Raw genomic sequence first — 20,660 nt, forward strand, 5'->3', positions numbered from 1 at the left:
CTATAAGGAAAAAGAATGAAAGACCCAGTTGGCGCTTTCGATACTTTCCAGAACGGAATCAAGCGATACATAACCTCAGCATTTCGAACGAACTCCCAAACCTTTGAGGAAGATCGAAAGGAATTACTGGACCTGCCTGGGGTTCTGTTTCAAACACCCTATGTTGAACCAATTCCTTCCTACAAGTCAGGTCGAAAACTTACAGAGTTGCTCGAAAGTGACCTCCCTAGCTTAAACGAGGTGGGACGCGATGCGTTCAAAGCGGTTGTCAGTGCTGGGCTATTCAGTGGTGGTCATCCACTCTACCTACATCAGCAAACGATGCTTAGGAAGTCACTGGAAGGCAAGCATTGCGTCGTCGTAACCGGCACAGGTTCAGGCAAGACGGAATCCTTCTTGCTTCCCGCCTTGGCCAATATCGTCCGGGAGGCTACAAGTCCATCCACTCAATGGCAACATCCTTCGAAGACTCCTAGTGAGTGGACCAAGGAAGAACTGCCGAAATGGAATGATACTCGAAAAGAGTTGCGTGGTGAGAAGCGTACGGCGGCAGTTCGGGCACTCGTTCTGTATCCCATGAATGCACTCGTTGAAGATCAGGTTTCTCGCCTACGCCTCGCACTCGATACAGATGAAGTCCATGCAGCGCTTGACCAATATCTCGCGGGTAATCGAATCCGATTTGGCCGCTACAATGGTTCCACGCCAGTTTCCGGCCATCCTTTCAAGGCCGATGGGAAGCCACATACAGGCAAGCGCTCCGAGCTACGCGAGGATTTGAAGGCAGCAGTCACAGACTATGTCTCAATGTGCCAAAAAATTAAGCATTGCCGTGATGCGGTTGCTGAAGCTGAGGCAGCCAATATCTCGGAAGAGATTGACAAGGCCAGAAAACAACTATCTCAATCATTAGAGGAAGCCAGTTTCATCCGACGTATGTCACCAGACGCGGCGGAAATGTTTCATCGCTGGGAAATGCAGGCAATGCCGCCGGACATCCTCGTCACAAACATCAGCATGTTGTCCATCATGCTAATGCGGCACCCCGATCCCCACATACCCGGTGATCGTGCCGACTCCGACATGTTCGAGGAAACGCGAAAATGGCTTGAAAAAGATCGTCAGAACCACGTATTCCAACTCATCGTAGATGAACTCCACCTGCATCGTAGCTCGGCAGGTACGGAAGTCGCTTATCTAATACGTCTCCTTCTGAACAGACTCGGGCTTGACCCGACAAGCCCTCAGTTACGGATACTCGCATCTAGTGCGTCGCTTGATGGAAGTGATGATGCCACCTACGAATATCTTGGCGGCTTCTTTGGTTATACGAGTGAGGATGCGAAGTCTCGCTTCCATATCGAATCCGGAGAGCACCTCCATACACTGGAAGACGACATCCCCGAATTCAACAATGCCATAGTGGAAGCCTGCCTCAAGGCTGGGGGTACCAATATTCAAGAAGGCGACGACAATGAAACCCTAGAAGTGATTTCTGTCGTTGATCTCCTTGCCGTCGACGAAGTCACCAGCAACAAGTGCATTCTCGCTGGATTCGATACCAACGGGCAGATCCGAGCCAAGCCGATCAATATGCTTTCCGATTACTGGTTCGCTAGCCTTCCCGCTAACAAGCGCCCCATTGCCGCTAGGGGTTTGTTCCGTGCCATTGGTTCCAAGCACGCGAGGGACAAGAGGCTGTCCTTCCCGCGCCTTCGCTTCCATTGGATGGCCAAGAATGTCGAAGGTCTCTGGGCAACCATCGAGTTGCACGACGAAGACCATGATCGACGCAGCGGAATGCTCCTGCCTGACCGGAAGCTCTCCTTGGATGGGCGGCGCGTGCTTGAAGTTCTTTATTGCGAGTGTTGTGGCACGCAGCTTCTATGTGGGAACAGGATTCCGCTAAAGAATGGGCTGGGAATCGAAACACAATTCGAATTAACTTCCCTCGAAACCCAAATCAACGGACTTCCCGAGACTACAGTCGAGACACGCACAGACGCCCAGAGATATAAGGATGTCGGTGTCGTTTGGTTGCGTAACCTTGATTTCGACCCTACTACAATCCCGGACAATCTGAAATGGAAGCACGGTACGATTGAAACTGACTCAAAGGATGGTCGCCCAGGTAAGCCACGAGACAACAAACCCGCAAGTTGGATTACGGCGACCATCGATCCCATTACAGGTCTAGTCACTACTGGGACACAAAAAGGTGGTCAGCCCTGCTATCTCTTTCACGCAGAAATACCAGAGGCAAACCGCCATGAATACTCGGCGATGCCCCAGCGTTGTCCATCGTGTCACATTGACTATTCAGAACGTTATGGCCGTCGTACGCCGATCCGATCGTTTGTGACTGGCTTGGCGCGCATGTCACACTTGTTCTCCAAGCACCTGATGGGAGTCCTACCTGAGGGAAAGAGCCGTAAGCTTGTGGCTTTCTCTGATAGCCGCGAGGCGGCAGCGAATCTTTCTGTTGGCGTGGAAGAAGAGCAGTGGATGCTGCTGCTACGCACTTTCATCAATCAAGAGCTGAAGAAACGATCTGATAGCGGCATAGATGTGTTGATGAAGGACGCTCTGCATGCAATTGAATCTGTAGAGGTAGAAAAAGTCCAAGGCATTCGTGAAAGGGTCAAGAATCTATTTGGTCAAACAGATGGATCGCTACAAAGATTCAATTTGTTCGTGCAAGCCGCAAGGGCGGTGGTCGAAGACAAGGAAGGCGCTACAGACGAGCAAGTAGACCAAGTAAAAAGAATACGCGCCCATAAGCATGGGTATGTGCGTGTCGATGACATCATTGCAAAGCCAGGCCCCGATAGACAGTTAAGCCCTCTTTGGCGAGATTTCATCGAGAAGGGAATTAACCCTGGCGGTGCATCCGTCGATAAACGAAAGGTTGGACACAAAGGGAAAGATTGGACGTCTATCTTCAAGACATCTGACGGAAACCTGGTCGCCAAATTAGAAGATGAGGCCAACCTGCATGATATTGAGTCAATTTCCGAGTCGCTGAGAAAGGTTTCGTGGCGAACTCTAGCCGGGCGCCTCTTGTATGACCTTGAGGCGCAAGGGATAGGTCACCTAGCTTTTCCGCCAGACAAGGCTCTTCAGTCGCCAATTGGCATGCCTTCAGAAGTCTTCCGCCTCGCATGCGATAGCATCCTCCGTATCCTCGCTGAGGAAAACCGGCTGGATCCCAATCCATGGAACAGGCCAACCGATGGCTGGAGACACGACCAGCCCACTGGCGCGGCAAACGAAGGAGCTGCGAAGAAGCGCGTCCATGGCTATCTGACGAAAGTGGCTGCGGCCCATAGAATTAACCGTGACGCACTGCATGACTCCATGGTTAATGCCTTCAAGTTGGTGGGGCATGTACAGGGGGACCTTTGGGGCGTGGTCCGGCTGGAAAAACTGTGGACCCGTGTTGTCGGTCCTGAAGACTATCCATGGGTATGCTCGAACTGCGGGCGGGTTCATTGGCATGCATCTGCGGGCGTGTGTTCACGCTGCCTAGGCAAGCTCGAGACACAGCCCAATGGGAAGGCCACGGCCAAGGAAATCGAAGACGAGCACTACTATGCCCACGAGGCGAATGATAAGTCGTCTGCATTTCGCATTCATGCTGAGGAGCTAACCGGCCAAACTCAAGACCAAGCCCAACGCCAAAGGCACTTTCGCGACATCTTTTTCGATGAAGAAACGATTGAAGATATCGGTACGCGCAATGTATTGAGGAATGTAGATTCCATCGATTTCCTGTCGGTCACGACAACGATGGAAGTTGGTGTGGACATCGGTTCGTTGCAGGCTGTGATGCAAGCGAACATGCCCCCAGAGCGCTTTAATTACCAGCAGCGTGTAGGGCGAGCTGGTCGTAAGGGACAGGCTTTTTCAGTGGCCTTCACCTTTTGTCGCGGACAAACTCATGACCGCATTCACTTCGAACACCCCAGCGAAATGACAGGGGGCGTGCCCCCGCAGCCACGACTTGCCATGGGCGACGATCAACGCATATTAGCCGAGCGCCTCATCGCCAAGGACATTTTGAGACAAGCTTTTCGTGCTGCAGGCATTTCATGGGTTGCAACTAGCCAAGATCCTGATACACACGGTGAGATGGGCACCCTTGCCAATGCCGAAGCAAATATTGCGTTGGTCAGGAATTGGATTGCTGTGAATGGAGAAGCCATCAAGAACGTGGCACGAACCATAACCTCAGGCTCTAATGTATCCACCGAGACCCTCATAGAGTATGTGTCACATCTGCCCGAAAAAATGAAGGATGCCGTTGAAGGAAATGAGTTCGTGGCATCCACACTGGCTCACCGCCTCGCTGAGGCGGGTATTTTGCCAATGTTTGGCATGCCAACGAGCGTCCGAGAGCTCTACTTCAAACTTCCCTCTGGAAAAGGTGACGCGGAGCGCGATGCAAAGTCTCTCGACAGGCCTGCAGACCAAGCCATCGCGGACTTCGCTCCAGGCTCGGAGCGCACATGGGACAAGCGACGGCTAACCCCACTGTACGTTACAGGACCACTGTTCAATGATCCTCGTGTTGGTCGCTGGAAAGCCTCAGGGGCCCCCATAGGAGCAGCGTATGTGCACGTACGCTGCGGAGCATGTAGGCAACTTCATGTAGAGCGCATTTCTATAACCGCCATGAGGACTCACGCAAGTGAATCAGGGTTGTGGAATCCAAGCTGGCTTCAGAACCCTCCTCTGAGCGTTATTTGCCCAAATTGTGGGGCACAAGACGCGAAGCCTTACATGGCCGTAGCTCCGCGTGCATTTGCAACTGACATGGATACTACTAAGCCAGCGCTTGGAGGCGGCGAGAATAGGGGGCGTTCGGGCTCAACAGACATCTCCAGCCCCCGACTCAGCGCTGAGGGTTTCAAACAAGTCTGCAATACACAGGTCAAGCTAGAGCGGCAAGCTCCCGTATTTCGTACCAATACCAACCGTAGTGAATACTTTGGCTTTAAAGAGGTTGGTAGTATTCAGGAAGGCGGGAGTAAATGGATTCATGCTGAGGGCGAATCCATCTGGCGATCAGAAGACGAAAACCCGGATTTTAAGGTTGCACTTACTTCACCCAAGACCACGGATATCCTTGCAATACGCATGCTCGATGGTAATGGCTTGAAATACTTCGAAAGCAAGGACGAGGCTAGCCTAACAAGACGCCGCGCCGCTTGGTATTCTGCCGCGACCATCTTGCAGCGTGCCATCGCTCTAGAATTAGATGTTGATTCGATGGATGTAGAGATCGCATCTGTCCACGCGGTCACAGACCTTGGCGGTGGGGAGATGTACCTTGCCGACGCCCATCCGAACGGTGCGGGAATCGTAGATTCGGCAATGTCTCAATGGGAATCCATCCTACGAGGGAGCTTGTTTGGGGAGGGTGACACTCCGCGAATGGGCAATATGATCCGTGAAGAGATTGATCTCTCAAAAACGAAAGGCAACGAGTGGCGCAGCCCGGACCTCCTACTCCGGGGTTTCCGTAACCGTCAAGTTCATGGTCTTCTTGATTGGGAGCTAGGCATCGACTTGTTGGCCTCCATGCTAGATGCTAACTACAAACCTGGGTTAGATACCGTGGCTGCCAACAAGGTCCTGCCCATTGGAGCAGAGGGCAAATGGGACGTTCGCGCAGCTAGGCTTGTCGATGCATGGACTAAGAATGGATTTCCTGCAGAATCTATCATCCACGATGGTAACGTTCATGGATGGGCAACTGATGGAGTTCTCAACGTAGTCGTCCATCCTCTGTGGGATGGCTATGCTAGCGAACGAAACGCGATTGGTGACGCACATCATCTCGCTGCCAAACAAGGCCTTGGCCGGATCCGGCGCATCGATTCCTTCAACTTGTCCCGTCGCATGATCTGGGTCCGCGCTAACCTACAAAACGACCAGATGTTTGTCGTCGAAGACGTTGATCCCAATTCCACGCCGGGAGCACTGAGCAAGACGCAACTAAGCTCGCAGTACAATGTAACTGCGAAGGCTCTTACCAGCCTTCCGGATGACACCACTTTTTCTTTTGCCGGCAGAAACTGGCGGAAAGTTGGCCCGCGCAAGATCAGCCAGCTCAGTGATGGCGAGGAATGGCTAGCAGTTACTAATAGGGGGGAACTCTTGCCTGTCACCGCGTACTTCAAACGGAGTATGGCTACCCCAAGGCTCCGCACCCGCGACGGTTTCATCCGGAGCGAAGAAGCCGAAAAATTTCGGTTTGTTGCGCTGCTTACCAATTCATAGGACGGAAACCGATGCCAAGGATCATTGGAAATCTTCCAGCAGACCGCTGGGAGAACGAAGTGCTAAAAGCACTCAAGAACCAGTTACCAGACAATTGGGTCGTCATGCCTAGTGTTAAATGGACGCTTGCGAAGAACGGCTACGTCCGTGATGGAGAAGCAGACTTCGTCGTTCTCGCACCAGACTCAGGTCTTGTTGTCCTTGAGGTGAAGGGTTCCAAGGAGTTCAAGGTGGACGAGGATGGGAAGTGGAAGCGAAAGCAAGACGATGAGACGTGGGTCTTGCTTAAGGAATCCCCACCCGAACAAGCCATGCGGAATATGCACGATCTGCTTGGTGTCCTGTTGGAAAGAAACAAATGGAAGGAGTTTCCGGGACGATTCTCCTACATCGTTGTGTATCCCCAAGGAGAGGCACGCAGCCTTCCGGCTATGTTCGATGAGTCCACCATCGGAACTCGCCGTCATATGAGCCAGTTAGTGTCCCGGCTTCGAAATTCACTGGAAAAGCGTGGAGGGACGGGACGTGCCGCGCAGTTCACTCCACAAGTCGTTGAGTCTGTGATCAATGACCTCAAGAACAGACAATTCCAGATCCAGAAAGTGGATACGGACGAGGACGTTGTCAGCGACATGGGGAAAATCGAGCAACTGACTCGACAGCAGTTCGCTAGCCTGAAAGGCTTATTCCAGCTTCCAAGCGTTGCAGTTATAGGCCCTGCGGGGTCAGGGAAAACTGTTCTGGCTATGTGGAGACTGCACGCTTTAGTCGAACAAGGTCTACGGTGTATATACGTTTGCTATAACCGCACGCTCGCCAACATCTTGCGTCTTCGCAATCCAGACCACACCGAGTTCATCTGGAACGTTGATAGGTTGTTCCTTGAACTTTGCCCGGATTCGCGCCACAGGTTTGGCCAAGACGATTTCCATCGGGAGGTTCTGCCGAGCCTGGTCATGGACAGATCGGATGAAGTAGTCAAATACGATGCCATCATCGTTGATGAAGGCCAAGACTTCTCGGAAGAACAGATCATCGCACTACTCGAGCTCCTTTCTGACGAAGGAGGATGGGCATTCTTCGCCGACTGGAAACAGGATTTGTACAGTGCCGGAAAAGGTGTCCCGATCGGCGCAGAAGTGATTTTCCATCTCCACTACAATTGCCGGAATACGGTGAAGATCAACGAGGCATCAAATCGCTACTTAAATACAAAAGTTGAATCAATGACCGGCATGCCTGTTGGTGTTTCGCCAATGGTCGAATCGACTAACGATCAGGTGAAACGCGCTTGGGAGATTGCGAAACAATGGAGTGGAGAAGGCCCAGTGGCGATACTGAGTCCATTCAAGCTTGAAAATTCCGCTATGAAAGGCCAGAAGTCTGGGCACGGACTTAGTCTAAGTACAGATATTGAAGATCTAGGAAAGAAGGATACAGTTTTCTTCTCTACTATCAAATCATTCAAGGGTATCGAGGCCACATCAGTCATTGTTGTTGACGTAGGCATCCCAGGTGAACATATTGCGTTCACAGATGAAGACCTCTATGTCGCTTGTACACGCGCAACCACAAGGCTGGCCCTTCTTTCTTCGAAGAAAGAAGTAGTCAATTATTATAATAATTGACTGGCTGTTGGCGCTGATGTGATTTTGATCCCACCTGCTGATTTCGACTGACCTATATGCTTCCTCTGAAACTCCGCGCAAAGACAGAGTGTTACTGAGTATCCGGTTGGGTTAAAAAATTTCCGCAGTTTGGGTCAGAATCGCATCAGCGCCAATATGCCGATAGCCCAAAGTAAAGAAATGTTGTCCTTATGGTTATTTTTAGCACTTAAAGGAAACATTTCTTTTCCTTGCTGCATGGATTTTTTGGACGCCCAGCCAGCAAGCTGTTGGCGCCGGCGCCGAATTGACCCAGTTGCCGAGATATCACTGACCCGGGCAGACTCCTTGCGAACCACTACTTTTACTGGATTTGTGTTGACTTGAGGGTGGGTTAATCCGACTTCAGCACGTGGGTCAATTCAGCGTTGGCGTTAACATATGGGGTAATGAAAGCATTCCTAGAGATCTTCCTCAAAAGCCGCTTACCCTCCTTTGTTACAGGGTCGAATTGCCGCGCTTCTCTTCGTACGAAAACTATCGGCTGAACCGGGCGAAGCTGTAGGGAGGAATGCATGGATAACCAGCATAAAGGCTAAGTAGACCGGTAATGGCACCAGTTGGAGGTGCGTCCGGACATCCCGTCTTGCGCAACTAAACCGGTCGCCACCTATGCGGTAGTAGCTCCGCAATCTCACTTGCCCGCTGCGTCGGCAGGCGCGTGAGGACGTCCTTCAAATAAGCATACGGATCATGGCCGTTGAGTCGCGCCGATTGGATCAAACTCATGATCGCCGCTGCACGTTTACCGCTGCGTAACGATCCCGCAAACAGCCAGTTCGAGCGACCAAGAGCCCACGGACGAATTTGATTCTCGCACCAGTTATTATCGATGGGCACAGCACCGTCATCGAGATCCAACTCAACTTCGGAGCCGTGTCGCACACCCGGCCAGAAGAAGCGTCCTTGATTCAAACGCCGGGCGGCAAGGTGTGTTGCCCGGACGGTTACTTCGCGGTGCCCAAGCCTGGTGATTAAGAACAAATCATTATCTGCTCTGCTGTTTATGCCGGGCGTACATCACACCGCTGCCACCGGAAGCATTACGTGCCTGAAGCTCGAAGGCGTGCGGGTAGCCTTTTATAAGGTCGCTCAGCTTTTTGTAGCCATGAGTCCTGGGATCGAAATCTGGCCGCAGCTTCGTGATGTTCGCGCCAAGCGCGCCTAGGTGTGCCCACCCATCCTCGTCAGCGATGTCGTCGAGGATTTTCGCGATGAATCCCACAGGGGCTTTGGGCTTTTTAAGCGGCTCAGTCTGCGTGGCTTCACTGGACTCGCTGGCGCTGGTAGCGGATGTACCGGATAGTTCACTTGTGGGGAGAGGAAGGGCATCCTCACGTAGCAATTCGATGTAAACGAACTTGTCGCAGGCAGCCACGAACGGCTTCGGTGTTTTCTGTTCACCGAACCCATATACCGTCAGTCCCTCTTCACGCAGGCGAGAGGCGAGGCGGGTGAAGTCGCTGTCACTGGACACTAAGCAGAAGCCGTCGAAGCGTCGGGTGTACAACAGATCCATCGCATCGATGATCAGTGAGCTGTCGGTCGCGTTTTTCCCTTTGGTGTAGGCGAACTGCTGGATCGGCTGGATGGAGTGATCGAGCAGGACCTTCTTCCAACCGCCTAGCTGTGGGCCAGTCCAGTCGCCATAGATGCGCTTGACGCTGGCAACCCCGTATTTGGCGATCTCTTCGAACAGAGCTTCGACGATTGCTGCCGGGGCATTATCAGCATCGATCAGAACTGCCAAATGCTTCTGTGTATTGGAGGAGGTATTTATGGCCATGGATCATCCTTGAGTGATAGCACTGCACACCACCATACCCACAATTGGAGAATTATTCCGGGCATTTGGGCGGTTCTGTAAGAACTGACCGATGGCAAAGCGGCCAAGCTTTGAACCTCTAAACTTGAGTTATGTGTTAACCGAGGCTTGGATGGGATGAAAATCACAGGTCGTGTAGAAGTCGAAGCTGTGACCGACGTGCGTTGTGACGTATGCGATTGCTCTACCCGTCTAGGAAGCGGCAATTTGAAGTATGGGAGCCTCCATGCGCATTGGGGCTATGGTGCCTTGCACGACGGTGAACGCTATGAGGTGCATCTCTGCGAAACCTGTTTTTTTGCTACCCTCGCTTACCTCAAGCAGGAGAGACGCACAGCGCACATGTTTGAGACTGACCCTAAATGGCCGGGAGACGATTTCGGGCTGGCCACCAAGGATGACTTTTTCCATGACAGGCACTGACCGACAACCATGGTGAGGTCATCTATCTAGGCTTTTTGGAACCGGATGACGGCGACTCCATGTACTGACGGAAGGATCGCATTAAGTCCTCGTCGGTAGCCTTTGGTACGGGCGCGCACCGCGTGGATTTGGCTGGGTGTCGCCAATCGTTGTGGCGATACCGCATAAGCCAAAGCATGAGTCGCAGGGGAAATTGCTGGGCAACTCACTTACCTTTGGAATGACCAACCAGGCTATCGAACACGCACATTGAAGAGATTGTGAACACGGAGGCGCCGCTCATGAAACTCTCGGACTTCGCGATTTATTTGGGAGCAGGTGAGCCTATGTCAGGTTGTTCTTTGCCTCTAGAGGCAGCAACGGATCTGGCTAAGACGCGATGTCCCGAGCACCCCTTCTGCTTGGTTTCGGACTGGATACTCTTTGACCTCACGATGACGCCCGAGCAGATAGGTGCCGTTCATTCCGTTGGACAAGAGCCTTCAGCTGTCTATGCGCGCAAAGTTGTTTTGGACAGTAGACGTAGATTTCAGGAAGGCGACTGGGTAGTGAGCACTTTAAAGATCTGGTGCGAGGACGAAGGGCTTTTTTGTACGCGTAACACGCTCTACATACTTTTAGGAAATGGACGCCGACATTCGCTTACGCTCACAGACTATCTATCACTTATCTGAAAGCGGCCTGCCGCGGCCCACATGATTATGGACTGATGGGCTCGCAGCCTGTGCGGGTTTGTGGCGGCAAGTCCATGTTGTTTGAACGCTCCTGCCCAACGCGCGTAACAATCTGATTTCATCACATAGAAAAGACCCAAGCCATTTTACACATGATTAAGGAATCGCTATTTGGGCTTCGTCGGCTTGGGCGGTGCTACCGTATCGATGTACTCGAAGAATGCACTCGCTTGCTCCTCTGCCGACAGTTGAACTAATGAGGTGGACCGACGTTTTTTGGATAGTTGGGGATCTGTCTGCACGAGAACGTCCACAGACTTCTGAGCCGCTCGTTCGTGCTCAGTCAGCGCTGAATCGAAGACCTTAGAAATGACACGCTGATGACGGTCATCACGCGTAAATTTCACAACGTTCGACTTCATCGGTGCCGGCACATCAAACGGGCATACCAAATGCAGCTGCGCTTTCTTGGGCCGCCCACCTATCGCCAAGTATTGCAATTCCTCCACCTGACCGGCGCTTACTGTGTAGGCGGTAGACCGGTATGCGTTAAGGATGTCTATAACATTCACCGACTGCCGACCCGCACTGCGACATTCCACATATGCAAGCTTCAAAAGCAGCGCTACCAATCGCTTGATCCCAAAAGTGCAACGGTATACCTCCTCAGCAAGCTCAACGATGTCCACGCTAATGTAACCATTGCTCACCCGCAGGCATTCAGCGATGTAATCTATCCAATCCTGGCTATTGGGCTCTTCCGGTAACATCAGTCGAGGAGCAGCAAGCAGCCGCTGAGTATCTTCGCTGTTTCGCTTAAGAAGCTTGTGGGCAAGACTGTAGTTGCACACGAAAACCATGGGTGGGCCAATCGCTGCCATGGTCAACAGGATATCAGTCACCATTGCGGCCCCAGCCCCCGTGCTAATGTGTTGCATCTCCTCCAGTATCGTGAGAGAGACCCCATGCTTGTTAGCCGCTCGTCGCGACTCCTTTAGAAGTATGGCAACAGTGCTCATGCGAAGCTTGGGGTTATCTCCAAAAACAAAGTTCTCAAGAAGAGCTTTTCCGCTCGCCTTACCTCTAGCACTAGCATACCAATGCGACAGCAGGGGCACGGTGCCTTGGTAAAGATCGCACGACAGCTCTGTTGGCTGCGGTAGTACCTTGCGCAACGCCACAATGGTTTGGCTTTTTCCAATCCCGGCCAAACCCGTTAAGCACAGGGGGGATACTTCGAGCTCTGGTGGGTTGAATACCCTCGCTGAGTATTGGGCCTGGCTCGAGAAGAGCTGCTGACTGTGTAATGACGCCCTGCCTACCATCTCTTTGATGAATGCCAGGGAAAACTGATTGGGGATAAAAATTTGTTTAAGCGTACTTTCCAACAGCTCAGCTGCAATCAGAGGATCGATGGATTCCAGTCCCTCTACAGGCTCTGGTCTTACGGTGACCTTGGTACGGATTTTTTCTGAGTCCAGGCAATCACTGAACCGAGTGTCGGTTAGAGTGTTCATCCCGTTTTACCTGTTAAGCGATCATAGTCGTCTGAATCTCGCAGCACCGACGAGTTTCTTGGAGGACGCCCCGGTTTTCGACTACCGCTGAATGCTTCCTCCCCTGTGTTCTGCTTGAACTTGTCCCACATGTGCTGCTCCGTGGCTGGGGTTTCGTCGCGAAGCACAGCCTTACCTTCGTGCCTCATTTGATCAATGTCTTGGAGATCGCGTAGCGAAATATCCACGAACCTCTCACTGGTCCTTTGAGAGCGGAGGAAGTCGAGCTCATAGAGCGTACCGTTTACCTCAATCCATATGTGCCGTACGCACATTGTGAGGGTGTAGGCTGATGTAGAAATCACTCCGTTCTTCGCTACCCGATCAAATACACCTGTCGCGACCAGCGATTGAGATCTGTACTTACGCCCGTAAAAGTACACTGCGTCCTTCTGGATTGTGGCTGGTCTTTCCGCCAGGAATTTCCTGACAGCAGTATCGGGATGCATCGTTTGGCCTGAGTTTCTGGCCCGCTTGTCCCAGTACTGAAAGATCGCAACCGGTGTAGGCTTAACTCCCGCCAGTATCAGCTCCTCATCCATTCGACGACTGGCGTCTGACACACGATTATCCAGTAGCACCTGCACGATTTCTCGTTTTGCCATCTGCACGAAATTCAGCGTGCTGTGGAAATAGCTGGGTTGATCCCATGTTTTCTTGTCTCTCGGGTGAGATGACTCCACCGTCGCTTTGGACTGTCCGGAGAACACAGGGGTATTCTCAAAGGTGCCTAGCCAACTGATTTCGGACTCCACGTCGTAGTTAGCTCCCGGACCGCGATCGAATACGAGCGCCCCAGATAGACCGTGACTTGGCCAATCATCAGCCTCAATGGGAATCCCGAATAGCTCACAATATTTGACCTTATCGCTAGCCATCGAATACAGGCACATTCTGTAGGCGTCCATGCTTTCCTTTCCATCAGCGAAACCGATGCCCAAGATGAGTCCCGAGAGTCCACACACGGCTCGAACGACGCAAAAGCTATCGACCGCGCTACCCTCCGTTACTCCGGAAAGCTTCTCGGAGATGTAATAGCCATCAAATTCAACACGCTGATTCACGTTGAGCAATCGATCCGCGAAGCTTCCCAGAGATCCCGAGATGGCACGCGTCTTGTGCGTCCCTCTAACCCCAATGGATCGCTGCTTAGGATTGACCGCTTGTTCAATCTGATATCGGACTTGGGAAAACGTGGGAAAAGGTTCACCGTTGGGATGAATGAACCTGATGCCATCGCTACCTTTCTTCGTCACACACCCAAACACCTTGGTAAGAATTTCCGCATAAATGGTGTTTGCAGTTTTGTAGGGAGAACGGCAAGCGATATATCCCGAAAGAATCTTTTCTTTCATCGCTTGGTCGGACCGAAAGCCCCAGCTCTTACCATGTGGCGAGGGGCGCCCCAATTTGCGTACGTATGACGGATCATCTCGATTCCACCCACCAATACGATGCAGTGGTGGCATCAGCGCCCATTTGTTGTGGCCGAATACGATGTAGGTATAGAACCAGAGCCGTAGACGAGCAGCATTTTGCTCAGGCTTGTGAGCCTTGGCATGTGCATTGATGATGGCGTCCGGGCTGTCACTGGAGAGTATTTCGGCGAGTCTTAGGACCAGATCAGAAATGGCAGCGAAACGACGATTGACCTTCTGATCATAGCTTTCCTTGGAAGACACACGTCGGCTCTCTCGATGCGATATGGAAATGCCTCCAACAGGCTCAAGCCACGGGGGAGTATTGTCTGTTATACCAAGCTCGAGTATCAGTCCATCCTCAAGCGCCTCTTCAAATTCGATTCGTGTCAACGTAATGAGAAGTGAGGCAAGCTCATGATTGCCGTCATAAAACTCAACCAGGCGGACTCGGTTGGTACTGCCGTCACTGTGGAGGAAGTGGTAGATCTTCCCCTTTTCCAGAGACAAAAAACCCTCAGGCGCGATCAGTCTAGCGCCCGAGATCACGACGCTATCCCCTGAAAAAGTGATGCGTATATCTGAAGAAGATCACCTCCTTCCATGTCGAGAGGCTGATCAATGAGTATAGGTTTTAAGAAGTTGACCAGGAGCTTGCGTTGCCAGATATCCTGGTAGATTTTCGCAATGAATTGATCCCGACTCGCCCAGCATTTCGCGTATCGGATCGCAACGTACGCTACAGGCTCGCCGGCAAAAGCTGCTTCCCGAACCGCAGAGCTAAAGTCATCTAACAAATTAGGACCTAGCGACAACGGCAGTTCGTGGGTCATGAATAGCAGGTCCAAATTGGCAATCACTGTAGGGGACAGCTCATCCATGGACATCTGCACAGTTCTGACGCCAGCGCTGGCGTAGTAGAGCTTTTCCAACTCGGTTCGAAGGGTAGCGTGCGCGCGATCTTTCTTTTGCTGCACCGGGGTTTTTGCAGCCGTGATCCGACGTTCACCGAATGCCGCTTTGCTGTCCTTCACCGTCCAGTTGATGGTATATGGAATGCCTTCCTGGTCCTTCAGATACAACAGGAGGTCTCCTTGGTAGGGGAACGGCATTTTCACCCGCCGCCCATCGGCCAAGTCCACACCGATCTCGTGATGCTTAAATCCCAACTCTTTGGCTATCTCGACCGTCCCAGTGACAGGACAGAGGAAGTAGCCCTTCGTGAGTGGATGACCGCGGAGCGGATGCCCGGAGCTCAACGGCCACAGCATTTTCTGCTCGTGAAGGTCGATCAAATCGGGATGGTAGAGCGCTAACTGACTAAAGACCTTTTCTGGAGTCGAAAGAGCATGTATTGCGCGGCCCAGCCTTCGACTATTGAGCCGGCTTATGCGAGAACCCTTCGGTGCCTCCCGGGGAATTGCCAACGTCGCCGGGATGTACGTGTCGCCCCATTCGAACCGACCTTGCCGGCTCATTATGAGCTCCATTCTTTTCTGCGGTGTCATACAGATAGTCCAATTTCTATAGGGCACCACTCAGTCATAAAAGCTGGGGATAAAATCAATGACTTACGTGGAGCCCTTGCCGTTCGGGCACGTGTACATCAGCGCTTCTGTGGATAAAGCGCATTTCTTGTGGATGAACGAATCCTTGCGAGGCTTGACGCCTCACAACCAGAAATAGAGAATGGAATGGTCAGCCGGTTAAATCTGACTTATCCACAGGGGCTCAAGGTCGCACTTGAGTCCCTGTCTCTAATTAGTTCGTAACGTAGAAATTTAATAGTTATTCATCGGTAGCCTCGGTGATTCCGCCATTGCTTACCCCATAGTCAGTTATCACTCTACCTTCTCTGGGTTTAAACGCGCATAGAAGAAGCATATTACCGTTAGGACGGCGACAGTGACAACAGATAGCGTTGTTCCCGTCGGTGGGTGTTCGTGGGCTATAAGAGGTTAATCGACAAGCTCTCATAATCATTTCTTACTTAAAATATCCAGTTATACGATTTGGAAATTAAAAGCCTAATTAAGAATTTTGGAATACCACTGTTATAAAAATAAGTCTCCCTCCGTGTAGAAGCATTTCCTAGTCTTAATGCTCTATCGAGGATGGACTAATGAGTATCTGCATTTCAACAGCGCCCACAGAAGTGCTCAAATGGTTTGAAGATGAAACCTTCTACAGCCTTTGCAGCCGCCAGCACTGCTGGTTGGGGCATATAGATACGCCGGCAACGCTAGAGTGGCTCTATGGCCCTAACTACCGCTCAGTAACTCACGATTTCCCTGGCAATCTCGATGCGCTAAGCAGCCGGCTTACAGATTGCTGGGGCGACGTAGAGTCCATAATCTATGGACACACCATCTTCCCGTTATTTCGCCCATTCCAGTGCCAGACACAGATCCAAAGTGTAGAGACGTTGATGAGAGGTCCATCAGTCGGCTCACTGAAATATCGCTTAGGGTTGCTAACAGGCCGGTTCGGGGCTGAGCACCCCTTGAAAGCATGTTCCATCTGCATGGGCCGAGATCTGAGTCTACATGGCGTAGCTTACTGGCATAGGAGCCATCAATATCCAGGAGTGCTTTTGTGCCCAATACACCATTCGCCTCTGCTGGTAAGTGCACTCAATCGCCCATGGTCAGGGCGCTTTCGCTGGGTCCTTCCGGAAGAGCAATATCTGGAACCCTATACATCAGTCCTTCAAACGAACAGTGCAGCGCGGTCTATTGGAGGCGCTGTTTTGGATCTGGCATCCCTCCCATTATCGAGACGTTTTGAACCATCCATAGTCTGCACCGTGTATCGAGACTTTATAGATAGACCTACGCATAACCTATCAACTTTTTTGGAGCACACTAACTTACTGCAGCCGTATTCACCGTTCACATCACTCCCTACTACTAATAAGCAAGCGAAGATGTTCATCTCGCAAATGTTAAGAGCCCCACGTGGCCATCACCATCCGTTGAAGCACTTGACGTTAATAACTTTCCTTTTCGACAGCTTCGCTGAGTTCGTTAGTGCGTATGATCGCATGGTAATTTCGCACGATGAGCAACCCCATTTCAGAGTTAGTGCTAATAAGCGCCTCAAAACAACGCGAGTTTTAACATCCCCGAATCGCCAGACTATGGCTCGCAAGCCAAAAAAGCTAAAACCTCCTATACGGGCTAGCATAGTTCGGCTCTTGTTAACAGGATTACCAAAGCAGGATATTTGCGATAAATTCGATATCACTATCTGTACGCTAAATCGGATTATCCGAGAAGAAGAAGGCCTAAAGTATAAAAGGAAAGAAATTGAGCTGGAATTAAATCTACAAGCGTATCGATCAACGTGGACAAATGCAGTCTCTTTAAATAAAGATGCTAGTGCCAAAAAAATACGATATGTTATTCCTGAAACCTACGCTTGGCTATATAGAAATGATCGAGAATGGCTGAATACGCAAATCCGCAAATTGCCGTCAGGGCGTGGCGGAAACAATTCTAGATTGAATTGGGATGAGCGTGACGTGTCGCTTGTCTCTCTGGTCGAGACCGTCTTAAAAGAAAGCGCTCAAAAACCGGATGGAGCACATATTAAAATGAATGATATTTATCGTTTGGTGCCTATGTTGTATCGATCCCTCGAGATAAAGGACCGCTATCCGAAGACTAGAGCATTAATCCGAAAAATTATTTGTGGACGATATTAGTTCTTATAAACTCCGCTTACTCTGATGTTTGACGTTCAAAATTATGCATCGCTATAAACAAGCGGTTTTTTTTGGGGCGGGAAAGTCGCAGCACGCATACCTTGCCTTTTTTCTACGGGCGAGACTATCTAAAGTTTCAGATTCCGCAAAATCTTTAAACGGATACGGACAAGACCAGTACCCCATGCCATGCACTTCATCCTCTTGTACAAACTGAAGCGACTCGAATCCACCAGAGTTATAAGTATGCCAAAGAGAGTCTATAGGACGAAAGCTAGCGCTGGCTGCTCTCAGGCTATTCAGAAAATGATCGAACCTGTCAAAATAAACTATTACCATGTCAAAATAAGAGAAGCTCAGCACATTGACCATCAGTCCGTTATTTTGGGACTTGGCACAGCTCATCGAATGTATGCGCTTATCGAGCCATTCTAGGTCATTTTCAAGTTGATCGATACGTTCAGACGTTGTAGATCTAAGTTGAAGCAGTCTTTCTATTAAAACGCAAATGGCTTTTTCAATTGGAATATGGAATGAGCATTTATAGAAACCCACTACGAAAGAGGCCAATTTAGCTTCCACTTCATCAACACCGGTGTCTGCAACTACCTCATTCAGATATCTGCCATTGCAGCCACTCCACATTACTTCCAGCCCATGATTATCGACCGAAAAATGTTCACCACAAAATGGACAGTTGTGAACCAGCTTGGTTGAATGCTTTGTACAAACATTCACATCGCTGTGCAAGGGACGGCGCCAGTACGAATAGCCCAATGACTTTATGTCGTCTGATAAACAATCAGGGCAGAACGAGTGTGAAAGCGCGCTGCTCTCAATCACATATCCAGAATTGGTGTAGCTGGCTAGCGAATATGAAATGTCATGCTCATCCTTGAAAACTGAGTTCATTGGATAGTTAGTATGCTCATGCAGAAGCCGATTAAACCCATGACATCCTGACCAGCCAAGGATGGAAGCAATCTTTCTAACATCCTTGGTTAGGATATTCCCATTGGCTAACGAGGAAAGCTCATGTTTTCCGAAATTCAGGTACAGAGTCCGCGCTACGTATGAACGCAAAGACTCACCACGCTGGATTCTGAGACGCATCGAATCCCCAGTGATTGGCATTTCTTTCACCACGACACAACCGACGATCAAGAAATGTCGAGAGGCTACCTAGCCTGGCAGCCCCATCGACAGTTTTAATTCGCAAGCGACAGCTTTAATTCACAAAGACCAAGGGCCTCCAGGCGCGTGCCGTATTACTCCACCGTCACCGACTTCGCCAGGTTGCGCGGCTGGTCAACGTCAGTGCCCTTGAGCACGGCGACGTAGTAAGACAGCAGTTGCAGCGGGATGGTGTAGAGAATCGGCGACAGGGTGTCGTTGATGTGCGGCATGTTGATGACGTGGGTGCCTTCACCATTGGTCATGCCGGCTTTCTCGTCGGCGAACACCACCAGTTGGCCGCCACGGGCGCGGACTTCCTGCAGGTTGGACTTGAGCTTTTCCAGCAGTTCGTTGTTTGGCGCGACCGTGACGACTGGCATGTCGTCATCCACCAGGGCCAATGGACCGTGCTTGAGCTCGCCGGCCGGGTAGGCTTCGGCGTGGATGTACGAGATTTCCTTGAGTTTGAGCGAGCCTTCCATTGCCACCGGGTATTGCGCGCCACGGCCGAGGAACAGGGTGTGGTTTTTGTCGGCGAACAGCTCGGCGACTTTTTCCACGATGCTGTCCATGGCCAGGGCCTCACCCAGGCGGGTTGGCAGGCGGCGCAGTTCTTCGACCAGGGTGGCTTCAACACCTGCGGCGAGGGTGCCACGTACTTGGCCCAGGGACAGGGTGAGCAGCAACAGGCCGACCAGCTGGGTGGTGAAGGCTTTGGTGGAGGCCACGCCGATTTCGCGACCGGCCTGGGTCAGCAGGGTCAGGTCGGATTCGCGCACCAGGGAGCTGATGCTGACGTTGCAGATCGCCAGGCTGGCGAGGAAGCCCAGCTCCTTGGCGTTACGCAAGGCGGCCAAGGTGTCGGCGGTTTCGCCGGACTGCGAGATGGTCACGAACAGGGTGTCAGGCTGGACCACCACTTTGCGGTAGCGGAACTCGCTGGCCACTTCGACCTGGCATGGGATGCCGGCCAGTTCTTCCAGCCAATAACGGGCAACCATGCCGGCGTGGTAGCTGGTGCCGCAAGCCACGATCTGCACATTGCGCACTTTGGCGAACAACTCGGCGGCTTGTGGGCCAAAGGCGTTGACCAGCACTTGCTTGTCGCCCAGGCGACCCTCCAGCGTGCGTTGCACCACGGCCGGTTGCTCGTGGATTTCCTTGAGCATGAAGTGGCGGTATTCGCCTTTGTCGGCGGCTTCGGCGCCGTCGCGGTATTGCACAGCTTCACGCTCGACAGACTGACCGTTAACGTCCCAGATCTGCACGCTTTCACGGCGGATGTCAGCGATATCGCCTTCTTCCAGGTACATGAAGCGGTCGGTGACCTGGCGCAGGGCCAACTGGTCGGAAGCCAGGAAGTTCTCACCCAAGCCCAGGCCGATCACCAACGGGCTGCCACTGCGGGCGGCAACCACGCGATCGGGCTGGCTGGCGCTGACCACGGCCAGGCCGTAGGCGCCGTGCAGTTCTTTTACGGTGGCTTTGAGGGCGACAGTCAGGTCGCCCAGGTCTTTGAGCTTGTGATTCAGCAGGTGGGCGATGACTTCGGTGTCGGTGTCCGAAGTGAATACGTAGCCCAGCCCCTTGAGTTGCTCACGCAGCACTTCGTGGTTTTCGATGATGCCGTTGTGCACCACCGCCAGGTCGCCGGAAAAGTGTGGGTGGGCGTTGCGTTCGCACGGCGCACCGTGGGTAGCCCAACGGGTGTGGGCGATGCCCAGACGGCCAACCAACGGCTCACCGGCCAGGGCTTGCTCCAGTTCACTGACTTTGCCCGGGCGACGCATGCGCTCAAGCTTGCCGGCGTTGGAGAAGACGGCCACACCGGCGCTGTCGTAGCCACGGTATTCCAGGCGCTTGAGGCCTTCGAGCAGGATGGGAGTGATGTTGCGTTCAGCGACTGCGCCTACGATGCCACACATGGTGT

12 protein-coding genes and 1 pseudogene are annotated in these 20,660 nt (G+C 51.9%); 6 read left to right on the plus strand and 7 right to left on the minus strand.

What is annotated here, in order from left to right; all coding sequences use genetic code 11:
* Positions 1-15 precede the first annotated feature (15 nt).
* Together HU722_RS00850 and HU722_RS00855 are read left to right on the plus strand one after the other, a co-directional pair.
* Positions 16-6,285, plus strand: a complete 6,270-nt coding sequence (locus HU722_RS00850) for a DEAD/DEAH box helicase (RefSeq protein WP_186753135.1) — start codon at positions 16-18, stop codon at positions 6,283-6,285.
* An 11-nt stretch (positions 6,286-6,296) separates the two neighbouring features.
* Positions 6,297-7,913 carry an NERD domain-containing protein gene (locus HU722_RS00855; RefSeq protein WP_186753134.1) on the plus strand — a complete coding sequence of 539 codons (1,617 nt, stop codon included), beginning with the start codon at positions 6,297-6,299 and terminating at the stop codon, positions 7,911-7,913.
* A gap of 633 nt (positions 7,914-8,546) precedes the next feature.
* Here HU722_RS00855 and HU722_RS00860 read toward each other — a convergent pair.
* Together HU722_RS00860 and HU722_RS00865 are read right to left on the minus strand one after the other, a co-directional pair.
* Entirely contained in the window at positions 8,547-8,936 is a 390-nt protein-coding gene (locus HU722_RS00860) for a transposase domain-containing protein (protein ID WP_437182532.1), read from the minus strand.
* A 4-nt stretch (positions 8,937-8,940) separates the two neighbouring features.
* On the minus strand, positions 8,941-9,738 hold the full coding sequence (locus tag HU722_RS00865) for an NYN domain-containing protein (protein ID WP_186753133.1): 798 nt from the start codon (positions 9,736-9,738) through the stop codon (positions 8,941-8,943).
* A 156-nt stretch (positions 9,739-9,894) separates the two neighbouring features.
* Between HU722_RS00865 and HU722_RS28760 the strand changes: the two genes are divergently transcribed.
* Positions 9,895-10,200 carry a hypothetical protein gene (locus HU722_RS28760; protein WP_225930665.1) on the plus strand — a complete coding sequence of 102 codons (306 nt, stop codon included), beginning with the start codon at positions 9,895-9,897 and terminating at the stop codon, positions 10,198-10,200.
* Positions 10,201-10,526: 326 nt separating this feature from the next.
* The gene (locus tag HU722_RS29110) at positions 10,527-10,874 is read left to right on the plus strand and encodes a DUF6957 family protein (RefSeq protein WP_437182540.1); all 348 of its coding nucleotides are present in this window, start codon (positions 10,527-10,529) and stop codon (positions 10,872-10,874) included.
* A gap of 167 nt (positions 10,875-11,041) precedes the next feature.
* Here the strand turns inward: HU722_RS29110 and HU722_RS00870 are convergent, their stop codons facing one another.
* From HU722_RS00870 to HU722_RS00880, 3 genes are read right to left on the minus strand one after another with little or no spacing between them, the layout of a single operon-like run.
* Positions 11,042-12,391 (minus strand): transposase, encoded by a 1,350-nt coding sequence (locus HU722_RS00870; RefSeq protein WP_186753132.1) that lies wholly within the window; start codon positions 12,389-12,391, stop codon positions 11,042-11,044.
* The gene (locus HU722_RS28765) at positions 12,388-14,397 is read right to left on the minus strand and encodes a TnsB C-terminal domain-containing protein (protein WP_225930666.1); all 2,010 of its coding nucleotides are present in this window, start codon (positions 14,395-14,397) and stop codon (positions 12,388-12,390) included. Before HU722_RS28765 ends, HU722_RS00870 begins: the two co-directional genes overlap by 4 nt.
* Positions 14,394-15,326 carry a PDDEXK family nuclease gene (locus tag HU722_RS00880; protein ID WP_225930667.1) on the minus strand — a complete coding sequence of 311 codons (933 nt, stop codon included), beginning with the start codon at positions 15,324-15,326 and terminating at the stop codon, positions 14,394-14,396. Before HU722_RS00880 ends, HU722_RS28765 begins: the two co-directional genes overlap by 4 nt.
* Before the next feature lie 644 nt (positions 15,327-15,970).
* Between HU722_RS00880 and HU722_RS29055 the strand changes: the two are divergent.
* Positions 15,971-16,456, plus strand: a pseudogene (locus HU722_RS29055) (TniQ family protein); the annotation flags it as partial.
* Between the two features lie 318 nt (positions 16,457-16,774).
* Positions 16,775-17,554 (plus strand): TnsD family Tn7-like transposition protein, encoded by a 780-nt coding sequence (locus HU722_RS00885; RefSeq protein ID WP_210172769.1) that lies wholly within the window; start codon positions 16,775-16,777, stop codon positions 17,552-17,554.
* A gap of 51 nt (positions 17,555-17,605) precedes the next feature.
* On the opposite strand, the gene HU722_RS00890 is transcribed toward HU722_RS00885, so the two are convergent.
* Both HU722_RS00890 and glmS read right to left on the minus strand, forming a co-directional pair.
* Positions 17,606-18,667 (minus strand): TniQ family protein, encoded by a 1,062-nt coding sequence (locus HU722_RS00890; protein ID WP_186753130.1) that lies wholly within the window; start codon positions 18,665-18,667, stop codon positions 17,606-17,608.
* 155 nt (positions 18,668-18,822) lie between these two features.
* Positions 18,823-20,655 (minus strand): glutamine--fructose-6-phosphate transaminase (isomerizing), encoded by a 1,833-nt coding sequence (glmS, locus tag HU722_RS00895; protein ID WP_065891284.1) that lies wholly within the window; start codon positions 20,653-20,655, stop codon positions 18,823-18,825.
* Between the last annotated feature and the right edge of the window lie 5 nt (positions 20,656-20,660).

The sequence above is a fragment of the Pseudomonas tritici genome (assembly GCF_014268275.3).
Lineage (GTDB): Bacteria > Pseudomonadota > Gammaproteobacteria > Pseudomonadales > Pseudomonadaceae > Aquipseudomonas > Aquipseudomonas tritici.

Bases quoted from the DNA above. Each gene is read 5' to 3' on its own strand.
- HU722_RS00850 (WP_186753135.1), top strand. From the start codon at position 16: ATGAAAGACCCAGTTGGCGCTTTCGATACTTTCCAGAACGGAATCAAG.
- HU722_RS00865 (WP_186753133.1), bottom strand. From the start codon at position 9,738: ATGGCCATAAATACCTCCTCCAATACACAGAAGCATTTGGCAGTTCTG.
- HU722_RS00870 (WP_186753132.1), bottom strand. From the start codon at position 12,391: ATGAACACTCTAACCGACACTCGGTTCAGTGATTGCCTGGACTCAGAA.
- glmS (WP_065891284.1), bottom strand. From the start codon at position 20,655: ATGTGTGGCATCGTAGGCGCAGTCGCTGAACGCAACATCACTCCCATC.
- HU722_RS00880 (WP_225930667.1), bottom strand. From the start codon at position 15,326: ATGAGCCGGCAAGGTCGGTTCGAATGGGGCGACACGTACATCCCGGCG.
- HU722_RS29110 (WP_437182540.1), top strand. From the start codon at position 10,527: ATGTCAGGTTGTTCTTTGCCTCTAGAGGCAGCAACGGATCTGGCTAAG.
- HU722_RS00855 (WP_186753134.1), top strand. From the start codon at position 6,297: ATGCCAAGGATCATTGGAAATCTTCCAGCAGACCGCTGGGAGAACGAA.
- HU722_RS28760 (WP_225930665.1), top strand. From the start codon at position 9,895: ATGAAAATCACAGGTCGTGTAGAAGTCGAAGCTGTGACCGACGTGCGT.
- HU722_RS00890 (WP_186753130.1), bottom strand. From the start codon at position 18,667: ATGCGTCTCAGAATCCAGCGTGGTGAGTCTTTGCGTTCATACGTAGCG.
- HU722_RS00885 (WP_210172769.1), top strand. From the start codon at position 16,775: ATGTTCATCTCGCAAATGTTAAGAGCCCCACGTGGCCATCACCATCCG.